This window comes from Pseudoalteromonas piscicida (assembly GCF_002208135.1).
GTDB classification, from domain to species: Bacteria; Pseudomonadota; Gammaproteobacteria; order Enterobacterales; family Alteromonadaceae; genus Pseudoalteromonas; species Pseudoalteromonas piscicida_A.
This window is the reverse complement of record NZ_CP021646.1, coordinates 4,027,968-4,050,998: the sequence shown is the minus strand read 5'-3', so window position 1 is coordinate 4,050,998 and position 23,031 is coordinate 4,027,968. Positions and strand designations below refer to the sequence as shown.

The 23,031-nt window shown below is 39.7% G+C and carries 9 protein-coding genes and 1 pseudogene; 6 read left to right on the top strand and 4 right to left on the bottom strand.

Annotated elements, in window-relative coordinates:
- Positions 1-2: 2 nt before the first annotated feature.
- The 4 genes and pseudogenes from B1L02_RS18270 to B1L02_RS18255 all read right to left on the bottom strand — a co-directional run.
- Positions 3-188: pseudogene (locus B1L02_RS18270) on the bottom strand (transposase); the annotation flags it as partial.
- Between the two features lie 64 nt (positions 189-252).
- Entirely contained in the window at positions 253-738 is a 486-nt protein-coding gene (locus B1L02_RS18265) for a hypothetical protein (RefSeq protein WP_088532172.1), read from the bottom strand.
- Positions 739-751: 13 nt separating this feature from the next.
- Positions 752-1,501, bottom strand: coding sequence for a 4'-phosphopantetheinyl transferase family protein (locus tag B1L02_RS18260; protein WP_157757258.1), 750 nt, complete (start codon positions 1,499-1,501; stop codon positions 752-754).
- Between the two features lie 28 nt (positions 1,502-1,529).
- The gene (locus B1L02_RS18255) at positions 1,530-1,748 is read right to left on the bottom strand and encodes a hypothetical protein (protein WP_088532170.1); all 219 of its coding nucleotides are present in this window, start codon (positions 1,746-1,748) and stop codon (positions 1,530-1,532) included.
- A gap of 260 nt (positions 1,749-2,008) precedes the next feature.
- Between B1L02_RS18255 and B1L02_RS18250 the strand changes: the two genes are divergently transcribed.
- The 6 genes from B1L02_RS18250 to B1L02_RS18220 all read left to right on the top strand — a co-directional run bounded on the left by B1L02_RS18250 (position 2,009) and on the right by B1L02_RS18220 (position 22,983).
- On the top strand, positions 2,009-4,099 hold the full coding sequence (locus B1L02_RS18250) for a winged helix-turn-helix domain-containing protein (RefSeq protein WP_088532169.1): 2,091 nt from the start codon (positions 2,009-2,011) through the stop codon (positions 4,097-4,099).
- Positions 4,100-4,630: 531 nt separating this feature from the next.
- A complete protein-coding gene (gene astB / locus B1L02_RS18240; protein ID WP_088532167.1) occupies positions 4,631-5,962 on the top strand; it encodes an N-succinylarginine dihydrolase in 1,332 nt (443 codons plus the stop codon).
- Between the two features lie 141 nt (positions 5,963-6,103).
- Positions 6,104-11,524 carry a non-ribosomal peptide synthetase gene (locus tag B1L02_RS18235; RefSeq protein ID WP_088532166.1) on the top strand — a complete coding sequence of 1,807 codons (5,421 nt, stop codon included), beginning with the start codon at positions 6,104-6,106 and terminating at the stop codon, positions 11,522-11,524.
- Entirely contained in the window at positions 11,524-14,163 is a 2,640-nt protein-coding gene (locus B1L02_RS18230; protein ID WP_232003118.1) for a condensation domain-containing protein, read from the top strand. Before B1L02_RS18235 ends, B1L02_RS18230 begins: the two co-directional genes overlap by 1 nt.
- A gap of 14 nt (positions 14,164-14,177) precedes the next feature.
- Positions 14,178-15,224 (top strand): TauD/TfdA family dioxygenase, encoded by a 1,047-nt coding sequence (locus tag B1L02_RS18225; protein WP_088532164.1) that lies wholly within the window; start codon positions 14,178-14,180, stop codon positions 15,222-15,224.
- A gap of 22 nt (positions 15,225-15,246) precedes the next feature.
- Entirely contained in the window at positions 15,247-22,983 is a 7,737-nt protein-coding gene (locus B1L02_RS18220; protein ID WP_088532163.1) for an amino acid adenylation domain-containing protein, read from the top strand.
- Positions 22,984-23,031: the final 48 nt, after the last annotated feature.

Here is a 23,031-nt window from a genome sequence, read left to right as displayed (position 1 = left end):
AGCTTTTTTGCAATGATATCCTCAAGCATCGTGTGCTTTAAGCTCAGCGTTGCAAACATATCTTTTAGCTTACGGTTTTCTTCTTCAAGCTCTTTAAGTCGCTTAACGTCTGAAGCTTCCATCCCGCCATATTTTGAGCGCCATTTATAAAACGTACTCTGGCCAACACCATGTTTACGACATATCTCATGTTAAGGAAAGTGGGCTTAGTCATAGTACCAATATTTATTGTTTACTTTACCGCGGTTGGAGTTAAGGGCTGTGCAAAGCTTCTTCGCTATCTAAATCACATACTATATGTATGTCACATGGTACAGCCATACCGTTGTTGAATACCCATTCGAAGAGCTTTTCACATCCAGAAATCAATCTATACTTACCATCAGAGTCTGTATCTAGAATAATACCAGTCCCAATTCTTGATGAACTAGATTCTATATTTTTTATTAAACGCATGATCTTCTTGTTGATACTTCTCCAATTGTCGGTATTGCGGTCTGAAGTATTTAGGACAACATCTTTCCCCACAAGGATCCCATTTTGCAAAGGGAAAAGTTTTTTAACCGTATCTATGTTAATTTGATGCTGGATGATTTTCTCTGCAACTTCATCTGGTATTACACCCACTCGGACACCTTGATGATCGCGTTGAATTGACGATATTTGACTCATTTTTATCGCTTCCTTTCTGAGTTTTACGATAACATCCGTATTAGGAAGGTTTTTTTCTTTAAACATACTTATCAAGTGCTTAATTTCCGCATACTATTGTAAAAACATTTTTTTCATGTAGCGAAAAGTGACAAATAAACTTTTTACCAGCTCGGATATTGCTGGATAAATTTTCAACTATTTCTAATTCGAGTAGGCATTTTTTTGTATCTAACATCACTAGTTTTGCTGCTTCAAAACCAAAGTATTTACCAACGTATTTGTAGATAGCTTTAAACAAGCTTTCTTTAGCTGAAAATAACAGTGTAATTGACTCTATGTCGCTAAAATCACTATGTTTCAAGATTGATTCCTCTTCGCTACTTATAATTAAGTCTTTGATTTCATATGATACTTGTCTGGATATCCAATTTTCTATATCGATTCCCAAATATTTATATTCACTTTCTATTGCAGCAGCACAAATGGCACTGGTCTCAATGTGAGAGATGGAGCCTAAAAGCCCTTCAGGCCACATAGGTTGCCTGTTTTCTCCAATCGGTATTTGGCCGCTGCTGTTGTTTAGAGACTTTATTGCTTGTGATGCACAAAAACGTCCTGCTAAAAACTCACTTTGGCGGCTCTTTACGGCCGAACGTAGTGAATCAGGAAACTCAATACCCAGTTCATTAAATTGCGTAGAGTTAAACCTATCACTGTTAAACTGGCATTTATAAAAATGTATGTCCTTCAAATGCGGTAAGGTATATGACTCTGTTGCTTCTATAAATGCATTGTTAATACATTTGCTTTCTGATACCTTAGGGTTGTAAAAATGTAACTGTTGCATAAGTATCTCCATATCTTCAAAAGAACTATTAATTCTTCTCTTGTTCAATTGAGATTGCAGATTCGCACTTATCAACGATGCGGCAGTATGACGAAGTGTAGAAGTCAAAAAACTGAGCAGCTTGCTGTTCTTGTTCTTCTATATTCTTTTGGTAGTCGCTAGTAGTGCTGACCTCACTAGAAAATGCATTAAAAGAAAATAAAGTTGTTGCTAAGATAACTGCTAATTTTTTGGTTACGTTTTTCATGTGTTAATCCTTAATAATGGAACATAGTTGAATTGTTTAACTAGGCTTCAGGTTGCTCTCTAAAGCTCCATTTCAAGGTACTCAAAGTAGGATGATTAAAACTCTCTGAATGTTTTTGGTTCTTACTTTTAAATTGTGGGAATAAATATTTATTATCTCGCGGAATTGTCACGGTATTGAATTTAAAGCTTTTTTTCTTTTCCTTAATGAAAAGGTGAGAAAAAAAGAAACAAAATCTTCTGGTAAAGGTATTGTTTGCGATGGAAATTAAGTGTGGGAATTGGGATGTCTTTGTTGATGATCTTGTTGTGCAGCTCCACGATGAGATGTTTAAATTAGAGCCTAAAACTATGGATCTATTGGTTTGTCTGATTAAAAATCAGGGAGCCATTATGTCTAAGGATGCTCTCATTGAAAGTGTGTGGGATGGAATGATCGTTAGTGACCATGCGGTGACATCTTGTATAGCAAAATTAAGGAAGGTGCTTTCTCAAGATCAGAGTATTCCTGTATACATTGAAACTATCTCCAAACGCGGTTACCGTATCCCCAAACAGGTGTATGTTTCAGTTTCAAAACGAGAAGTGGCTGAAGATGTGAGTCATGTACCAGTAGCCAATAACATGAAACTAGTTAAGATACTAGCAGTCCTGATATTAGTACTAATTGTAGTATTAATAGTTTTTTATAGTGCAGATACGTTATCCACTGTTAAAGAAAGCCATGTAGCAGAGAAACCGCTCAAGTTTCAAGGGATGCATCCGATAACGAGTCTGGAAGGGCCTGAAAAGACTCCGAGAGCTTCACCTGATGGTAAGTTTATTAGTTATTTGTCTTTTAACCTTGATGAGAAAAGATGGGATATAAATATATCGTTATCATCTTCCAGAGAAATTGTTTATAGCATATTAGGTGTTTCTGAGTTTACGGCTCCAGCTTGGTCATTTTCAAGTGATAGAATTGTATTCCATAGGGTTGGGGAAGACTATTGTGAAATTTATATAGCGGCTTTGCATGAAGGGACTTGGAGTGAAAAGAGTGTGTATACTTGTGAGCTATTTAGCCATGCAATGGACTTTGCTTGGGATAAAAAGCCCGAACTTATCTATTTCAATGAGAAGCCTTATCTAACGGAGCCTGCGGCGGTCTTTCAACTAAACTTAAATACTGGGCGAAAAGTGCAGGTAACCAATCCAATAGTGAGTGGTTTTGGAGATTATCGTTTAAACTACTCGTATGATTTGGGGTTGTTATACTTTCTTCGTAACGAGCATTGGAAGAAGAGTACCGATTTTTATAGCTTGGATCCACTTAAGCGAGAGATAAAGCACTTATTTAAAAAAGATAGGTTAATCAAGTATTTTACTTTAACGGAAGCTGGTTATCCTCTGTTTTCCAGTAGTAAGTACTCCTTTGATTATTTTGATTTGTTAACAATGAAACAGCATTCTGCATATCGAGCTTCCTTCCCAGTTAAGCACCCACAGATTTTTGCTGGTGACGAGAAGTTGCTATTTATGGTGGAATCTATAAAAGGAAGAGATCTAGAAATCTTCTCACATAATAAGGATGTGCCAAGTTCCCTGCTTAAAGCCCTGAACACATCTAGGGATGATTATAGTCCTAGGTTTGCTAACAATACTGGGTTACTAGCATTCATATCCAATCGAAATGGCTCACCGCAAGTGTTTATTGTCGATATGCAAGGTAAATTGATTTCTAAGAGTAAGTTGATTGAAGGAGTCCATCCAACAGACTTAGTTTGGTCTGCGGATGATTCAAAGGTTTTATTTTTATTCGAACAAGATATATACTCGATTGATGTAAACACTGGTGAGCATAAAGTTACGAAACTATACCAACCTTATTATGCATTTAGTGATGTAACCCAAGATGGCCATTCATATTATCTTTCCTCCGATCATCGGTTGGATTGGCAGATATATAAAATATACGGTGGCAAAGTTGAGCAAGTGACTGATAAGGGCGGGTACTATGGTATCGAAAGTGATGATGGAAAATATTTATACTTTAGTAAGTTTAGGACTAAGGGGTTGTGGAGAAAAGATATAGAAGCAGATAAAGAGGAGTTGGTGATCCCTGATATTGATCTGTTAAATACTGGTGGATTTCAGATACTAGGGAAATACATTTACTATAAAGAGAACACTAAAGACGGATTTATCGTGTTTCAGTTTGATACTGAGAATGATGGGCTAATGCAATTCGCTAATATCAAAGGTGAGATCGATAAAGGGTTTAGTGTTTCATTTGATGGGAAATATATTATTTATACAAATAACATGACTGAGGTTGAGTCTGACATCGTGATGGCTGAAAGGTTACGCTAGTATGTACGGGTTTCCTCTTTTGTTAATTGCTGAACAAGATAGATGAATGTCTCACGTGTGAGATGTGTAGTTCACGTAACATGGTGACGCATCATATCATTTTCATTTAATGTGCAATAAATTTGAGAAACTAAGGCTGACGCCAAAAAAGATAAAATCTCGCACCTGACCTGAGGTTTATGTAAGGAATGAGCTAATTGAATGCTTTTATCGCTCACCTTAATTATTTACCTTGTTAGAAAGTTTTAGGGATGACGAGGAAAATTCATGGGCCAATAACTCGGCTATTGGAAGTGAATTTAACGCCTCTAGCGCTACAGTTGGATACCAAAGAGGCAATAGTTAGCAAAAGTGCAGGTATTAAGCGTAATCAAAAAGAAAAGTTGTGCTTTATGTGCACGGACGAGGAAACCTTAGTGGTTTCAGTGTTATTAACAAAATTTCACTGTCTGCGGATAGATCACTTGGTTAAGTAAGTCGGTAACAAAATGAACAGTAGGCTGTATCAGTTCACTATTTACAGGAAAAATAATGAAAACAATAGAAGTAAATTTTGACGGCTTGGTCGGCCCAAGTCACAACTTTTCGGGTTTATCATCAGGAAATCGCGCTTCACAATTTAACAAAGGACGCATATCCAACCCAAAGTTAGCTGCCTTACAAGGGTTAGAAAAAATGAAGTTGTTGATGGATAGTGGTTTAACACAAGGGATACTTCCGCCTCAGGTGAGGCCTGATATTAGCATGCTAAGACGGTGTGGCTTTACGGGAAGTGAGCGCTATATCATTGATAAAGTTTCCAAAGTAGAGCCGCATCTACTGAGCTTGTGTTATTCATCGTCATCAATGTGGGCCGCTAATAGCGCTACAATTTCTCCCAGCTCTGACACGAGTGATGGCAAACTACATATTACGGCTGCTAACCTTACATCTAAGTTTCATCGGAGTTTAGAAGTGGAAGGTACAGAGTTAGCACTAAAGAAAATTTTTAAAGATAGTGATAAATTCGTGCATCATCCTGCATTGCCTCCTGCTGAGTTATTTAAAGATGAAGGCGCTGCAAACCAACTGCGATTTTGCAATGAGTATGGTGACGCAGGTTTTAACGTATTCGTTCATAATCAATGTGCAACACTTGCGGAGAATGAAAGTAGACAGTCGCGTCAAGCGCATGAAAGTATCGTGAGATTACATCAGTTAAACTCAGATACAACCATCCACCTAATGCAAAACCCTGAAGTTGTGTCAAAAGGCTTTTTCCACAACGATACTATTGCTGTAAATAATAAAAATGTTTTTCTCTATCATGAAATGGCTTATATACACCATGATGAATTGACAGCAAAGATAGCCGAATATTTTGGGGGTAGGTCAAACTTTTACCCTATCTGTGTACCTTCAGAAGTGATCAGCCTAGACTTGGCTTTGAAAACGTACATGTTTAATTCTCAGCTTATTTCTATAAATAGTGAACATATGGTATTAATCGCTCCGATTGAATGCAGTATGGAACCAACAGTTAAACAATTTTTGGATAGCATTATCACCTCTGATAACCCTGTGAAGTCGATACATTATGTCGATCTTAGGCAAAGCATGTTAAATGGAGGTGGGCCAGCTTGTCTACGTTTACGTGTACAGCTAACAGAAAGAGAGCTCGCGGCGGTGCACTCAGGGGTTATCCTGACACCTGAACTGTATGCACAGCTTCGTCAGTGGATTGAAAAATACTATAGAGATCAGCTTCGTGTAGAAGATTTAGCTGACCCTAATCTATATGTAGAAAGCTGTGAAGCATTGGATAACCTGTCGCAAATTTTAGATTTAAACTCGCTTTATTTTTTTCAGCAGAGCGAAATATAAAAAGACATGGCACTCATTGGGGAGTGCTATATCACATACAAATTTAATTAATCATTATTTGTCAATGAGTAGTGTTTAAAGTGTAACAAAAGAATTACAACCTACGCTTTAATACTAAGATTGTCATAGAGTTAAGAGGAAATGAAGTTGATTGAACAACAGAATAAACTACTTCCCAAAGTGCTAATAAAGTTGATCGAGAATAGTCAAAATAATCCTGATAAGGTGGCTTTCACGTTTATCGAAGCGCAAGGTGAAGTAGAAATTACTTTTAAAGAGTTGGAGCATCAAGCGAGAGTAATGGCCAAGCAGCTCTTAGATAACGGAAATAAAGGCGATAGAGTTGCGCTTCTACTTCCTAATGGAGCGGCATATATTATCTCGATGTATGCTTGTATGTTTGCTGGCTTAGTATCAGTACCTCTTTATCCTGCTAGAGCAAAAGATAAGCACTCTAGAATAGATGCTGTTGTTGATAACTGTAATTCAACCATCATAATAACATTGAGCGATAACCTAGAAAATACAAAAGCTTACTTTGATAGTAGCAGCTATGATTTTCACAGTAATATCTTAACGTTTGAAGAACTGTTGGATGGTGATGCGATAGAAGTCGACACCAAGATTGATACTGACGATATTTCATATCTACAGTATACCTCAGGTTCTACAGGGATCCCTAAGGGAGCAATTATTACCTATGGAAACATTGCGGCAAACTTAGATGCGTTAATCGCAGCGAGTGATAGCAGTGAAAAAGATGTTTTTGTAAATTGGTTGCCTCTTTTTCATGACTTAGGATTAGTAAATACGCTATTCCTGCCCGCATATATCGGTGCCCAGTCAGTCATTATGTCTCCTTCTGACTTTATTAGAAACCCACTTACGTGGTTGTCCGCCATTGATGAATATAAAGGAACGATATGTGGTGGTCCAAACTTCTCTTTTGATCATTGTTGTAAGCATATTACTGATGAGCAGGTATCTCAGCTAGACCTCAGTAGTTGGCAAGTTGCATTCAATGCGGGGGAGCCTATCAGGGCGAAGACATTTGAGAAGTTTCACGATAAATTCAAATTAGCACACTTTTCAAAAGAAGCTTACTATCCCAGTTATGGGATGGCTGAAATCACCGTATTCTTAAGTGCACCTCTACGCGCTAATTCTGCAGTAACAACACATTTTTGTACAGAGTCCCTTGGCGCGGGAATTGCGAAGGCTTTAGATACTGGTGAAACAAAAGTAAACTCGACAACTCTTTTGGGGTGTGGTCAAACTTATACAGACCATCGCGCTATCATTGTTGATCCAGCAACATTTGAAATCTTACCTGACAATCAAGTTGGTGAAATCTGGGCTAGTGGTAGTAGTGTTGCGTTAGGTTATTGGGGTCGAGAGGAAGAGACTGCAAAGACATTCGGTGCACAGCCTAAGGGGAGCGACGAAAAATATCTAAGAACAGGTGACTTAGGTTTTATCTACAATGGTGAAATATATATCGCAGGTAGAATAAAAGATACCATCATCATTAACGGAACTAATTACTACCCACAAGATATAGAGTTTGTCGCAGAGCAAGCGATAGAGGGATTACCACTTGGAAATGCTGCTGCATTTTCAATAGAAGATGAAGCAACTGAAAAGTTAGTGCTTGTTCAAGAGTTACGGCCAAGCAAAGATATCAAAGAAGAATTAGATTCGATAATTCACAAAATAAGTGAGGCTATCAGTACGCGTATAGGGCTGGATATTTATAGTATCAAGCTTGTACGCAAAGGTAAGTTGTTAAAAACTTCCAGTGGCAAAGTCAAAAGGCAAGCTACAAAAGAGTCATTCTTAAATGGAGATCTTGGAGAGTACCATGGTGTAACATTTAGGGACGAGCCAAGTGAATTGGTTGATAATCGTGAATTAACTTGTCAGATACAAGATAACGCTGTACAGCGCACTACGCTATTTGAATACTTACAGGCTGAGATATCATCCGTTACTAAACAGCCTATTGATAAAATTAGTTACGATAGTTCTTTGTTATCATTAGTGATGAATTCACTGCGAGCGTCACAATTACAAGCCAGATTAGAAAAAACACTTTCAGTCTCTTTGCCACTTGCAGAGTTGCTCGCAGTTGCTAAGGTCAAAGACTTAATTGATACCATTTTATTAAAATTAAATAACGTTGAAACTGGGCAATCCATTGAACCTCAACAGATCATTGAAGGTAAGCTCTATCCCGCAAGCGCAAATCAAAGGTCTTTATGGTCGCTACATCAAAGAGAGCCATTACAAACAGCCTACAATATCCACTATGCCTTTAAGTTGGAGTCATCTAGCTTTGATATTAATCGGATAAGGTGTGCTTGGGATAAGGTGATTGCCAAACATGCAGCATTACGTACGCAATTTCAATTTGCTGATGGCATCCTAAATCAAAAGATTTCTTCTGATCTAGGTGAATATTTTACGCACAAACACTGTAATAACTCTGTTGCAATAGAGGACGCATTACGGCAAGCCGCTTCGTATCATTTTGATTTGGAGAATGGCCCTTTAATTAGAATTGAACTTATCAGTTCCAGTGAAGACAATTATTTAGCGATTACACTTCATCACATTGTGACGGATATGCACTCAATGATGATCTTAATCGAAGACTTTAAGCGCTTTTATGCAGCTAATACACTAGAGGCGCATGAACAAGCGAATGCATTTTCTTATGTTGACTTTACACTGTGGCAAAGCAAAGTGGAGCGCTCTGAACCGTATCAAGCGCAACACGAATTTTGGCAAGATAGATTAAGTAACGTAAACCCTAACCTAGAGCTAGTTACAGATTTTGCTCGCCCTAAGTCATATCGTTATGATGGTGAAGTTGCCTCACTGCTGTTAAATAGCGATGAAAAAGACGCAGTTAAGCAGTTTGCCGCTAGTAATAACATCACGATGAACCAGCTGCTTCTATCCATTTATTTTCTTTTCCTATATAGATATACGGGTCAAGATGACATTGTAGTTGGCACTCCGAGTATGGGCAGGCACCTTAGCTGTTTTAACTCAACAGTTGGGTATTTTGTTAACCCTCTTCCTATTCGAAGCAGTTTAAGTCAAGATCTGACTTTCCAACAGCTACTCACAGATATAAAACAAAACCTATTGTCTGCAATGGCAAATAGTCAGGTACCGTTTGAACATATTGTAAATAGTACCTTAAGTACTCGGCTTGAAAACTTTGCACCCTTGTTTCAAACCATGTTTGTGTACCAAACAACTGATGCAAAAGACTATGAAGTACTTGATATACTGCTCAATAATAGTGGCGCACTTGCCTTGAGTGAAAATGAAAGACTGATCCCGGTACAAAGCGATAAGTCGACTGCTCAGTTTGACTTAATGTTAGAAGCAACAGAATTCGATCAGAGCATAAAATTAGAAATTAACTATAACACTTCGTTATTTGAGCGTGCGACAGCTGAGAATATGCTCAACAGTATTAAAGAGTTGCTATTTGCAGTAATACAAAACCAGCATGAGACCTTAGATAAAGTCGCTATACTAAGTGAATCACAGGAGCATAAAGTGGCAGCTATGCTGGCTCCTCGTACACGCTTCAACAACGCATCAAATACCATTCAATCTTTATTTGAAGCACAAGTAGAAAGGGGTGCTGAGCAAATTGCTGTAGAGTCAACAAATGGCGATAAACTCACGTATCTTGAGCTCAATAAGCGAGCGAACCAGCTCGCTCGCCACTTGCAAGCGCAAGGCATTCGAGCTGGAGATAAGATTGCGCTGTTGATTGATAGAAATATTAATACCGTTGTTGCTATTCTTGCGGTATTAAAAGCTGGAGCTGCTTATGTCCCGCTCAATACGACTAATCCATCATCTCGTTTGGAGGGGATATTATTAGATGCTCAAGTTGATTTTATGATTTGTGAATCTAATACAGAACATACGATATTTGATGGTAAAAAATTCATTATTGATGCAAGTGCTGAGTCACAAAAATTGGCAGAGTATAGTAGCCAAAACTTACAAGTTGATATTGAGAGTAATGCATTAGCTTATGTAATTTATACATCTGGCTCTACCGGTAAGCCTAAAGGCGTGATGGTAACGCATAATAATGTCATGAGACTTATCGACTCAGCTTGTGAACTCTACTCTTTTTCAGATCAGGATGTATGGACTTTATTCCACTCTTATAGCTTTGACGTCTCAGTGTGGGAAATGTGGGGAGCCTTGTTTACAGGAGCTAAATTAATAGTGATGCCGCTTGAGATTGCTCGAGACTCCTTTGCAATGCGTAATTTAGTGCAACACTATGGGGTAACTGTACTTTCTCAAACGCCATCGGCTTTTTATCCTTTCATGGCTGTTGAAGGGCTCGAAAGTTATCATCATGAACTCCGTTACGTGGTTTTTGGAGGAGAAAAATTAGAGCTACAGAAATTACAACCTTGGTTCGAAGCAAACTCAAACTCTCAAACCAAACTAATAAACATGTATGGCATTACAGAAACTTGCGTCCACTCTACTTTTAAAGAAATTGGAGCTTCCGCATTAAAATCTACAGGTAACTTAATCGGCCAGCCTTTGGGTGATATTGGGATTTACATCTGTAATGACAGTATGCAAATACAGCCTTTTGGGGTGATCGGGGAGATGTACCTCACTGGGGATTGTGTCGCAAAAGGTTACTTAAATAATGAAACACTGACGAGTGAGCGATTCTTTAATCACCAGTTCCCTGGTCAACAAAGTTTACCAGTATACAAGTCAGGAGATTTAGCGTACTTGCGACATGATGGTGAACTTTGTTATGTGTCTCGTGCAGACGATCAGGTCAAAGTACGCGGCTTTAGAATAGAATTAGGAGAAATTGAAGGCTGTATTCAAGCGCTAGATGGTGTGAAGGAAGCTGCTGTTTTGTGCGTGACACATGACGAAAGCAAAAAGCTTGTTGGTTATGTCGTGGCAGAACAAGGGGTTGACTCTAAAGGTGTATTTACACATCTGAAAACGCATCTACCGGATTATATGGTTCCTGCATCAATCATGATGCTCGATAACCTACCACTTACTGCCAATGGCAAGTTAAATAAAAGCGCATTGCCTAAACCTATTTATCATCATGCCAATGATGTTCAGTCTGCTACTGTACCAGTCACGCCATTGGAGCTTGAGTTACTGGATATTTGGGCCAGACTGTTGAGCGTGCCGAAAGAGAAAATTTCAAAAAATGATAGCTTTTTCTCTTTGGGTGGTGATTCAATCTTGGCTATTCAACTGTCTTCTCAGGCTAAATTGGCTGGCCTATCACTTACACCAAATGATATTTTCAAGCACCCAACGATTGAAATGCAAGCGGTAGTAGGTGATAAGGAAAGTGAGGTCTTAATAGAATGTGAAACAGAATCCCGTAGTGCTCCACTCACAGCCATTCAAAAGTGGTTTTTCTCGTTGGATTTGGTTGACCATTCTCGTTGGACACAGTCACTAAGACTAGAAGTGAAAGAGGGGTCTCAACAGAGGTATATCAAGACGCATTTGGACAGCTGATGCAAGCACATCGCATATTCAAAACAGGGTTTTCTGGTGGCGCTCAACACCTCCTTGATGAAAAAGCGCTGGCTTCTTTAGAATATAGCATTGTTGACTCTACACAGGAGGCCAGAAGTCTTGAAGCTAAATTGCAAAGTAGCTTAAATATTGAGACAGGTAATACTGTTGCTGCAAGTTATATTTGTTCACCAGATGCTCCTGATTATATTTTTATTACTATTCATCATTTAATCGTAGATGCTGTTTCATGGCGCATCCTGATTGATGACTTTTCTCATGCAATCTTAGATCGTGTCAATAACATAGTGTCGGAACGAAAAAATACGACCTCTTATTTTCAGTGGGCAGCGGAATTACACGCTTACAGTGACTTAGACTCGGTTGCCAAAGAGATCCCATATTGGCAAGGTGTTATTGATAAGCACTACACTGCTTTACCACTTGGCTCCGAAATGCAAGCAACCTATGAAGAGCAGAAGAAAGTTACGGTTGAGTTAGGACAAAGTGAAACGCAAACATTGCTCAAAAAAGCAAAGGACGTTTTCAACACAGAGATGCAAGATATATTGCTTGGCGCACTTGGGCTTGCATTACATTCATGGTCCGGTGGTTCAGACTTTATGATTGATTTAGAAGGACATGGTCGCGCTAGTCTCAATGAACGTATCGATTTAAGTCGCACAATAGGCTGGTTCACAAGCATTTATCCATTCAGTTTAAGTATCTCTGATCCTAGTGCGCTAGAGCAAACGGTAATAGAGACGAAGGAACGATTAAGAAGCGTGCCTGAAGCTGGATTTAATTACTCTGTGATTAATTATCTAGTTAATGACATGCAACAAAATCATCGCGCTAACATTTTATTTAATTATCTTGGTCAGCTGGATTACTCACTGCAACAAAGTGATGCGTTTAATAACGTGCAGCTTGTTGAGGAAGGTGATAGAAATCTTGCCGACAAGAGGCTATACCCAATAGAAGTGCTGTCTAGGGTACAAGGCGGTCAGTTGTGTATTGAGTTACTTTATGATGAATTAACATTGAGTGAAACAACTGCTAGACAGTTGGTAAACGATATTCACACTCAGTTACAGCAGTTTACTCGTGTTTGTCTAGATCAAGATACGCGTTTTTATACGCAGAGCGATTTCCCGTTGATTGATCTGTCTGAGCATAAGTTTAATTCACTAATACAGGATTTAAAGCTAAGCACTAATAATAAAATTAGCAATATATTGCCGACGACTGAAACGCAAGAGTCTATTTTATTTCATTGCCTGTCATCTACGAGTAAGAGTTTATACTTTGAGCAGGTTAAGTTTAATTTTACAAAGAAACTGAATGCACAATATTGGACAGAAGCATGGGAAGAGGTCATTGAGAGACACCAGATACTGAGGTCGGGTTTTGTCTATAAAAACTGTGCAAACCCATTACTTGTTGTATATGAGGATCAACCATTCTCAATGGTGGAGTATGACTATACTCACTTGGATGCGTCTACGAAAGTTACCTATCTTGCAAATGAATTAAGCGCGCAAAGACAAAAAGGGTTTAATTTAGGTGATGCGCCTTTGAGCCAATACCATTTATACAAAATGAGTGATTCATCATTTGTATTTGTCTGGAATTTCCACCATAGTATTCTTGATGGCTGGTCTATGGCTAACATTATCAAAGAGGTGCTTACTATATATGAGCAGCGCCTTGGCCGAGAAGTGCAGGAGTTGCCTGCTGCTGCAAAGCTAGAAGATTACGTTGAGTTTAAACTTACGAATACATCTACAGAGAAGGAAACAGAGCGTTTTTGGTCTAATTATCTGAAAGGCATTTCCACGGCAACAACACTGCTCGCTGATAGGTACAATGACCCTAAATTAGATGAAACTCTTGAAGAAAAAGAGAACTTTTCTAAAGATTTCTCACTTTCTCAAAGTGAAAAAATATATCGCTTCTTGACGAAGGAAAAGTTAACACTCAATCACTTTATGCACACCCTGTACACTTTACTCATTGCCAGTCATAGTGGCAGTAAGGATATCATGTATGGCGAAACATACTCAGGTCGACCTGCTGAAGTTAAAGGGATTGAACAGTTGGCGGGTCTATTTGTTAAGTCTCTGCCAGTTAGGCAACGACTAGAGATAGGTGAGACAATAAACTCCCTGTTGCAGAAGCAAAAAAGTGAGCAAAGCAGTAAAAATGGTCATTTAGATATTGAGCAAGATAGGCTATATAAATTGACTAACTTTAGTAGCTCACAGTTATTTGAAATTCTGTTGAACGTTAATAATTATCCAATCGATAATAAAACACTTGAGCAGTCTACGTTGATAGATCTTCAGGATATTGAACACCATGGTGAAAGTCCGGCAGCATTAACACTGATAGTAATACCACGAGATAATATACAGCTTTATTTCTGTTACGACGTTCGTCGCTTTTCTCGAGTAGCGATTACAAACTTACTTGATGATATTCATTATCTTGCAGAATTGATATGCGATCAGCCTGACACATCAGTGACAGAAGTATTGCAAAATCTAGATGAGCGTAAACGGAATCTGCGCTCAGCAACAAGCCGAAAACGAGTCATTAGAACGGGAATTTCTAGACGCGAACCTAGTAATATTTAGTAGAGAAATTGTATATGATTGAATTAAAAAGTAGCCCTAAGAAGGCAAAAAGAACAATAACAAGAAGTCGTCAAGCTCCTATTTCTAGTTTAGATCTAGTGGCTTGCACTGAACTGTTTCAAGGTGATTCTTATGCACTGTTAATCACCCCCCAGGTTCCTGGCGTTAGCCTTAAAGATTGGACTCGTACGAACCAAAGTTTTATTGATCAAAAGCTTTTACAGCATGGCGCAATATTGTTTAGAGGCTTTGATGTTTATGGCGATAAGGAGTTTGTTGAATATGTTCGAGACTCACAGTATCAATTAATTGAATATGTAGAGCGTTCTTCACCAAGAAAGACGATCGCGAATAATGTGTTTACTTCAACACTATACCCAGATGATGAAACTATCGCGTTACACAATGAAAATACGGCGTCAATTTCATTCGCTTTGAAAGTATGGTTCTTCTGTGAAGAAGAGCCGATCACTGGGGGAGCGACTCCGATAGGTTGCAGCAAGCGCATATTGCAACATATAGACCCAGATGTATTAGATAAGTTTAGAAAAGTTGGCTGGACACTGCATCGAAATTATGGAAAGTATTTGGCATATGACTGGAAAGATGCTTTTGCTGGACGTTCTAAAAGTGAAGTTGAAGAGTACTGCCGTGTGAATCAAATTGACTTTCGATGGAAAGAAGACGACGGCCTCTTCACTAGCCAAACTCGTTCTGCCACTATTATTCACCCGCAGACTAATGAAGAATGTTGGTTCAATCACATCGCCTTCTGGCATCGTGCAAATTTACCACCATTTGTACTTGAAAGCATGTTAAGTCAAGTGGGTGAAGAAGGGTTACCATTTGATACCTTGTACGGTGACGGTACAAGGATCCCAGATGATGTAGCGAGACACTTGAAAGAAGCATATTTAAAAGAAAAGAAAATGTTTGATTGGCAAAAAGGGGATGTACTACTTATTGATAATGTGCTCTCCGTTCACGGAAGGGAGGCATTTACAGGCCCAAGAAAAGTACGTGTAGCCATGGCTGACCTTTATTCAAGACCTGAATTTTAATAATAATAATTAGGAGAAAATTATGTCTGATGGATTTCTGACTTCACCACAGCAGAGGGATCTTTTTCAAATACTTGAGCATGATCGCTCTGGTGCACAAATTGTAGTAGAGCTTAAAGGTAGTGTAGATATTGCTGCTTTAAAAGAATCTTTAAGCACTGTCGTGGAAAGGCATGAGATCTTTCAGACAGATTACACTGTTATTCCAGGGATGAAGCACCCACTGCAAGTGCTAGCGGGAGTAAGTCTCGAATGGAGCGAGCATGAATTGAGTGAATCGTCGCTAACAGCGCTTGCTAAAGCACAAAACGAAGAGTTCCAAAAAGGTGGTAATAGCAGCACTGTATATATCTCTTTAGTAAAAGAAGCCGAAAACAAGCATCATATCATTCTTTGTTGTCATGCCTTGGGTATGGACTACCAAGCGGTAATGACTATGCTAAAAGAGTGGTCCTATTACTACGATGCTATACACGGCTCAGGATGTCCTGAACTGGAGGAGCCATTACAGTATATCGACTATGCGGCATGGTTAGATGAGCTTCAAATGTCAGATGATGCTTTTGAAGGAAACAAGTTCTGGAGCAATTACTGCAAAGACTTTTCCCCACGTTTTAGCTTTGCGCTTGAAGAGCCAACAACAGAGCGTGCGTACACTCAACGCTGTCAAGTCGTTAGCTTACCCAGTACGTTGACCGAGCAACTTAATACGTATTGTTCACAACATGATTTGCGGGCTCAAGACGTGCTTTGTTCGATGTGGCTTTTAATTGTCTCACGCATGAGTGGGCAATCCAATCAAGCTGTCTCACTCAGGTTTGGGGGGAGAGATGATGAGCAACTACAAAGTGTCATGGGTATAGTTCAAAAAGACATACCAATTTGTATGGACATCACTGAGTTTGAATCATTTGTGCCACTTGTTGAGCAGCTTTCTAGGCAGTTAACTTCAATTCAAAGTTGGCAAGACTTTTATAAATGGCCCGAGTGTTGGAGAGAGGAAGCATCGGAATCATTAGATATTGGTTTCGCTTTTTATAACAGTGCCTCTATACTTACTTGTTCCAACAGCGAGTTAAGTTGGGCCCCTAAACATATCCAGCTGGCTCCTTCTCCACACAAGCTAGCTTTGCATGCCGAAGTAAACATCGACAATAATATCGAGCTACGTTGGCACTTTGATAGTAATGCTTATACTGAACAAGTAATCCAACAAATAAACAATGCGTTTATTACCCAAATGCGTTATTTGTTATCGGCACAAGTTGATGGGTTGCGCAATATACCGATATTCGAGTTAGAAGAAGCGGCGCTAGATAATACCAAAGTTAAAACATCGACAGGCAATACAGTAAACAAAGCGATCCACCAACTAGTTGCAGAGCAAATCAAACAATGCCCCGACAAAGTGGCACTAGAGCTTGATTCGGATACGCTTAGCTATCAAGAATTGGGTAATTGGGCGAATGCTATTGCGCAAAAGTTAGATGACAATGGGGTAGAAAAAGGGGAAGTGGTTGCCGTTTTTGCACCGCGTTCATTTTTACTGATCGCTGCTATGTTAGGGATCTCAAAAGCAAATGCGGTTTATTTACCACTGGATACTGAGTACCCAGAAGAACGCATCAAATACATGATTGAAGATTCAAAGGTTAGCAAGGTTATTTGTTTAGCAGAAGATCAAAAGCAGCTAGAAATATATGACTTACAACTGATTACGGTTAATCAGCCCAGTGAATCAATAGCATACAATAAAAGTCATGAGTATTATCAAGATGACGATGCCTATATGATTTATACGTCTGGCTCGACAGGGAATCCTAAGGGGACTTTAATACCACATCAATCAGTGATAGCACATACATTGTCCATGATTGAATACTATCAAATGAGCGGATCTGATCGTTCTCTCTTATTCGCACCAGCAAACTTTGATCCATCTATTGAACAAATTTATGTTGCGTTAGCGAGTGGAGCGACACTGTGTATTAGAGGTCCAGTCGTTTGGAGCCCTGCTGAGCTAGCTGAAAAGATTGAACAGTATCAGTTGAGCGTCGTCAATATACCTACGGCATATTGGAATCATGTGGTTGATGATTGGCAGAACTTACCATCGATAGAGCAGTTAAGTAGCTTGAGGCTCATGATTGTCGGTGGAGATCGCATGGTAGCTGACAAAGCGAATAGTTGGAACAAGCTATTCGAAAACAGGGTCAGATTAATAAATGCTTATGGGCCAACGGAAGCAACTGTAACTGCACTTGCGCATGAAGTTGGTAGTAACCAAAAGAACGCCGTCCCAATCGGCCAGCCGTTACTGGGAAGGGAAGCTTATATCTTAGATGAAAAAATGAACCCTTTACCTCCGGGCTTTGTTGGAGAGCTGTATCTAGGTGGGATGAGCCTTGCTAAAGGCTATATAAATCGCGATGAAGAAACATACGCTAAGTTTGTAACCTGTGAAGTTGGTTCACAACCGAAGCGATTATATCGTACAGGTGACAGAGCGTATTACGACACAGATGGTTTATTCTACTTTACAGGTCGAAATGATGCGCAGTTGAAAGTTCAGGGCTACCGTGTTGAGCTTGGTGAAATTGAATCACAGATACATGCTATTGCCGAGGTTACAGAAGCGATTGTTATAGGACACCCATCGAACGGTGACACAGATAGTGTTGAGCTTATGGCATTCTTCACAGCTGAACCCACAGCAATAGATGTAGATCAGCTAAAGAGTTCGCTAAAGGACAAAATACCGGACTATATGATACCTAACGCACTATTTCAGGTTGAAAGCTTTCCGATGACCCCGAGTGGAAAAGTGGACAGAAAAGCTTTGGTAAGCGAAATAGATAAGTATCAGAAAGAAGAAAGTCGCCCCTACCTTGCACCTACAACAGAAACAGAAGCTGTATTAGCTAAGGTATGGGAAGGTGTCTTTTTACAAGAAAAAGTGAGTATCAATAGTAGCTTTTTTGGACTGTATGGTAACTCTCTCAAAGCAATGAGGATGATTGCAAATATTCGTGACGCATTGGGAATTAAGCTGACAATTAAAGAAGTGTATGATTCAGAAAGCTTAGCGTCGATGGCCGCACTTATTGATGAGAAGAAAGGTAAAGAGACGAGTCAACAAACCCAGTTGCCTGAGATTAAGTCGCTCAACAACACTGGCGATATTCCTTTATCTTATGGCCAAGAGCGAATGTACTTTCTTGATAAGATTGGTGAAAGCACAAAGTATCATATGACAGGCTTCGTTAAGATTAGTGGACAGATTGATACTAAGGCTTTGGAAAAAGCAATCGCTTATACGATAGCAAGACACGATTCGTTGCGAACTAAGTTTAGTGAGTTAGGCGAGCGACTTTGCCAAATTGTGGAGCCACATATTCAGCTTCCATTACAACAGCTAGATATGTCTACAGAGGCTGATATTGCTGATCTATCAAGCTATAGAACGACATTAGAAAGCTGGGTTGAAAAACCATTTAACCTTGGTGAGTTGCCCTTGATCCGTGCACTACTTGTCCGTTTTGCAGAAGATAAATGGGTATTGGGACTATGTATGCACCATATTGTGGCAGATGGGGTATCTCTGAATATTATTCTTGATGATATCACGTCTAGCTATAGAGATTTTGTACAACAAAAAGATGTGGAGATCGTGCATCCTGCTATTCAATATACTGACTATGCGAAGTGGCAACGCGACTTTATCAACGAGAAGACGCTAGCTAATGAAGTGAAGTTTTGGAATAAGGAATTAAGTGGCTATCAAAACTTAGAAATGCTAACAGATCACCCGAGACCTAAAGTACTTTCAGGTAAAGGGGAGCGAGTACTTTTCAATCTAGACAAAGGGCAATTTGATTCCTTAAAATCTCTATGTGATAGCCGTCAATTAACCGTATTTAGTATGTTAATCAGTGCAGTTCATCTCCTCTTACAACGATATTCAAATCAAACGGATTTTTGTCTGGGTATTCCGGTTGCAAATAGAGAACAATCTCAAATCCAAGATACTGTCGGACTATTTTTAAATACAGTCGCATTTAATTTAAAAGATATTTCTCAAGACTGTTCGGTTGGCCGTTTTCTTGAAACAACACAGGAGAAGATGCTAGAGGTGCAGTCCAACCAAGCTCTGCCTTTTGAAAAGGTTGTAGAGCTCGTTGAACCTGACAGAGACCTTAGCAGAAACCCCCTATTCCAAGTATTAGTTAACTATCTTGACCTAAATAATAATATTGAATTTGCAGGGTGTGATGCTGAGCTGATAGAGCCATTACAAATATCGGCTAAATTTGATTTAACTTTTGACTTTGCCAACACGGATGCTGGTGGGCTTGAACTACAAGTCGAGTATTCTCAGGACTTATATAACAGAAGCACAATTGACAAAATTGGTGAGCAACTATTATACCTATTAGAATCGCTACAAGCGCAGTGGCTAAGTCCAATAAAGGATATTTCATATCTAAGTGAAGCGGATAAAAACGCTATCTTAAGTCACAGTAGAGGTAAGAAAAGCAATGTAGCGGTTACATCTGTGAGTGACTTATTTGCTCAGCAAGTACAGGCATCTGGCCATAAAACGGCGATCAAATTCGAAGGGATGGAGTTTAGCTATGAAACCCTAGATGCTCGAAGCAACCAAGTGGCAAACATGCTGCTCCAATCTTCTCAGTTTGTACAAGGAGACTTTGTCGGTATTTTGATGGAGCGCTCTGAGAATATATTGATCACCATGTTAGGGATCATCAAAGCGGGAGGTGCGTTTGTTCCTTTAGATCCTACCTATCCAGCTGAGCGATTAGGATATATCGTTGAAAATAGCGACATGCGTTTAGTGATTTGTAGTGACACGCTAAGTGTTCAGGCAAGCCAGTATGGAGATGAGATCACAGTATGCCGTATAAGCGAAACTGAGCATTTCAGTAGAGCTGCTGTCAGTAAAAAGTTAGAGCAAGAGCAACTGGCATACGCAATTTACACATCGGGCAGTACAGGAAAGCCTAAAGGGGTTCAAATATCACATGGAAGCTTTGTAAACTTCTTGATGAGTATGCAAGTAGAGCCTGGGTTTAACCGTGACGACTCCATTCTTGCCATTACTCCATACAGCTTTGATATAGCGCTACTTGAGCTCTTTTTGCCTATTGTATCGGGTGGAACTTGTGTGATCGGCTCAAACGCTCAGTTAGCTAATATTGAGTCATTGGCGAACACCATCTCTGATGTCAAACCCAGCGTATTACAAATGACGCCTTCAACTTGGAGTGCGTTGCTTAACTTCGGTATTGACCTCCCTAGCAGCATTCGTGCGCTCTGTGGTGGTGAAAGCATGCCAACACAACTAAAGCGCCAGTTGTTGGATGTGACGAGTGATGCTTGGAATATGTACGGCCCAACAGAAACGACTATTTGGTCATCTTGCACTAAAGTTAGTCATGACGAGTCTGTTGCGTTAGGTCAGCCTATCTTGAACACAGACCTGTATGTTCTTGATGCGAACCTTTCATTAAGCCCACAAGGTGCGCAGGGAGAAATTTATATTGGTGGTGCCGGCCTCTCAACTGGTTATATTGCTCGTGATGATTTAAATAGCCAGAGCTTTATAGACTCACCTTGGGGTCGATTATTCAAAACAGGAGACATAGGGCGTTGGGTCGGTGAACGAGATAACTTAAGCTTGCAGTATCTTGGTCGAAAGGATACTCAAGTTAAAGTTCGTGGATTTAGGATTGAGCTGAGCGAAATTGAATCAATCCTTGAGCAACAGGCTGATGTTTCTGCAGCAGTCGCTATGATTAGTGGTAAAGGAGATATGACCACGTTAGAAGCGTTTGTGCAGGTAATTGATGGTGGAAGTGTTGATACGCAAAGTTTGCTGACGATATTAAAGCAGCAGCTACCGCATTATATGGTACCTAATTATATTCAGCTGCTTGAGCAACTTCCGAAAACACCAAGTGGTAAAGTGGATAGAAAGGCGTTAGCTAATCAGTTTGTTGTCGCAAACGAGGTGCAAACATACGAGCTACCTAAGTCTAAAACAGAGGAAGAGTTATCGGTAATGTGGTGTGACGTTCTTGGTGTCTCACACGTGAGCAAAACAGACGGATTTTTCAAACTAAAAGGCCACTCATTAAAATTGGCCAGTTTGTATAAACGGATCAAGGCTCACTTTGATGTAACCTTTTCACTGCGAGATCTGTTTGAAGCAGATTCATTAGAGCAGATGGCAAGCTTGATCGATGGGCATACATCAGGGGGGAATAAACAAGAGGCAATAATCCGTAATACATCAGCAACAGAGGGGCCGCTTTCTTTTGCCCAGCAAGGCTTATGGCTAGCAGATCAAATAGATAACCATCACACTAGGTATAATAATGTTGCAGCTATTGCGTTAACTGGCTCGCTCAATACCGAGAAGCTTGAGCAAGCAGTCAATTGTGTGGTGGAAAAACATGCAGTACTGCGCACTGCGATTATGATGGATGTAGAAAAAGGTATCCCTCATCAAAAACTGGCTGCAATTGGAGCTGTTGCATTACCAATTGAGTCGTTGCACCACCTACCTGAGTTTGAACAGCCAAATGCCATCAATAAAGTAGTTACTGAAGAGGAAGCTTACCAATTTAACTTATCTGCTGCGCCTTTATGGCGGGCTCGTTTATTACAGCTCTCACCTGAGAAGTTTATTTTGGTGCTTAACTTCCATCACATTATTACTGATGGTTGGACAACGCGTCTGTTCATCAGTGAGTTGTGTCGCTTCTATGAGCAAGGACAGGGTGAGCAACCTATTACAGATATCTGCGACTCTGTAAGCTATATTGACTACGCCGTTTGGCAAAGAGATACTCGTAAAGATGAGCTACAACAGCTACGCTTTTGGCAACAGTATTTGGCAGATATGCCAAACACTATGCTAGCACTGAGTGATAAGTCTGTACCGCAAGCAGCTGACGTGATTACAGGCTCCCAAAAGTATGAGCTAGGCGCTGATTTGACGTCACAGCTAAGACGATTTAGTGATCAGACACACTTTTCACCATTTATGGCGCTTCAAACCGCATTCAATCTAGCGCTTGCAGCATTAACTGGGGAAAAAGATATTGTTATCGGGACGGATGTGGCAAATCGTGAGCATTATCAACTTGAGAATACAATGGGCTTCTTTGTAAATCAGGTGGCATTGAGAAATGCTGTAGATCATGACAGCAAGGTCTCAGAATTTCTTGATCAGGTTAAATCTAACACCTTAGATGTGTTGAGTAATCAAGAGGTGCCATTTGAAAAAGTTGTCAACCATCTAAGAGGAACACAAGCAAATAGAAAGTCACCGATTTTTCAGATCAAGCTATTTTTAGATCAAGCGCCAGACACTGAAATTGCATTAGAAAACGTGCATTGTGAAGTTTTAGATATCGGTGAGCCCAAAGCTCGTCTTGATTTAACACTAGGTCTATTAGAGTATTCAGATACGATAAAAGGTAAGCTTGTCTATAATGCGAATGTGATAAGCGAAAAGCGAGTTGATGAACTATTGGTAAGCTTTGAAGCTGCATTAAGACAGATTGTGGCAGGCGTAGATACAGTAAAAGTAGGTGAGTTAATTAATTCTCTGCAACAAAATCTCGCGACACAACGCCAGAATCAAGAAAATGCACTACTAGAAAAACAGTCAACACTTAAGATAACAGGGCGCCGCAGGGGGCGGATGATAACGGTTCTGCGATTATATTAACGCCCCCAAGCAAGATCAGTGAGCCAATATCTATCAGTGCTTCACAGC

Bases quoted from the DNA above. Each gene is read 5' to 3' on its own strand.
- B1L02_RS18265 (WP_088532172.1), bottom strand. From the start codon at position 738: ATGTTTAAAGAAAAAAACCTTCCTAATACGGATGTTATCGTAAAACTC.
- B1L02_RS18260 (WP_157757258.1), bottom strand. From the start codon at position 1,501: ATGCAACAGTTACATTTTTACAACCCTAAGGTATCAGAAAGCAAATGT.
- B1L02_RS18255 (WP_088532170.1), bottom strand. From the start codon at position 1,748: ATGAAAAACGTAACCAAAAAATTAGCAGTTATCTTAGCAACAACTTTA.
- B1L02_RS18250 (WP_088532169.1), top strand. From the start codon at position 2,009: ATGGAAATTAAGTGTGGGAATTGGGATGTCTTTGTTGATGATCTTGTT.
- astB (WP_088532167.1), top strand. From the start codon at position 4,631: ATGAAAACAATAGAAGTAAATTTTGACGGCTTGGTCGGCCCAAGTCAC.
- B1L02_RS18235 (WP_088532166.1), top strand. From the start codon at position 6,104: ATGAAGTTGATTGAACAACAGAATAAACTACTTCCCAAAGTGCTAATA.
- B1L02_RS18230 (WP_232003118.1), top strand. From the start codon at position 11,524: ATGCAAGCACATCGCATATTCAAAACAGGGTTTTCTGGTGGCGCTCAA.
- B1L02_RS18225 (WP_088532164.1), top strand. From the start codon at position 14,178: ATGATTGAATTAAAAAGTAGCCCTAAGAAGGCAAAAAGAACAATAACA.
- B1L02_RS18220 (WP_088532163.1), top strand. From the start codon at position 15,247: ATGTCTGATGGATTTCTGACTTCACCACAGCAGAGGGATCTTTTTCAA.